Source organism: Vibrio sp. CAU 1672 (genome assembly GCF_029223195.1).
In the GTDB taxonomy this organism is placed as follows: domain Bacteria; phylum Pseudomonadota; class Gammaproteobacteria; order Enterobacterales; family Vibrionaceae; genus Vibrio.
Genome location: NZ_JARHUF010000074.1, coordinates 1 through 1075, shown reverse-complemented (window position 1 = coordinate 1075; position 1075 = coordinate 1). Strand labels below are relative to the sequence as shown.

The following is a 1075-nucleotide window of genomic DNA, read 5'->3' as shown; positions in this document are numbered from 1 at the left end:
TACGGCGGTGAAGCGAAAGACTTCGCATCTATCGATAACGCTCCAGAAGAGCGTGAGCGCGGTATCACAATCGCTACTTCTCACGTAGAGTACGACACTCCAACTCGCCACTACGCGCACGTTGACTGTCCAGGACACGCGGACTACGTTAAGAACATGATCACTGGTGCTGCACAGATGGACGGTGGTATTCTTGTAGTTGCTGCAACTGATGGTCCAATGCCACAAACTCGTGAGCACATCCTACTAGGCCGTCAGGTTGGTATCCCATACATCATCGTATTCATGAACAAATGTGACATGGTTGATGATGAAGAGCTACTAGAACTAGTAGAAATGGAAGTTCGTGAACTTCTTTCTGAGTACGACTTCCCAGGTGATGACCTACCAGTTATCCAAGGTTCTGCACTAGGCGCACTAAACGGCGAGAAGCAGTGGGAAGACAAGATTGTTGAACTAGCAGAAGCGCTAGACAACTACATCCCAGAGCCAGAGCGTGCAGTAGACATGCCGTTCCTAATGCCAATCGAAGACGTATTCTCAATCCAAGGTCGTGGTACAGTAGTAACTGGCCGTATCGAGCGCGGTATCCTAAACGTAGGTGACGAAGTTGCTATCGTAGGTATCAAAGAGACTACAACTACAACATGTACAGGTGTTGAGATGTTCCGTAAGCTGCTAGACGAAGGTCGTGCAGGTGAGAACGTTGGTGCACTTCTACGTGGTACTAAGCGTGACGAAGTTGAACGTGGTCAAGTACTAGCGGCTCCAGGTTCAATCACTCCACACACTAAGTTTGAGTCTGAAGTATACGTACTGTCTAAAGACGAAGGCGGCCGTCATACTCCGTTCTTCAAAGGCTACCGTCCACAGTTCTACTTCCGTACAACTGACGTAACTGGTAACATCGAGCTACCAGAAGGCGTAGAAATGGTAATGCCTGGCGATAACATCAAGATGACTGTTGAGCTAATCGCACCAATCGCAATGGACGAAGGTCTACGTTTCGCGATCCGTGAAGGTGGCCGTACAGTAGGTGCTGGTGTTGTTGCTAAGATCTTCGAATAATTCTTAA

At 48.4% G+C, this 1075-nt stretch carries 1 protein-coding gene; it reads left to right on the top strand.

From position 1 onward, the window contains the following. Nucleotides 1-1068 (top strand): elongation factor Tu (tuf, locus tag P2G85_RS21490; RefSeq protein ID WP_275866026.1); only part of this gene is annotated, 1068 nt, incomplete at its 5' end. Nucleotides 1069-1075: the final 7 nt, after the last annotated feature.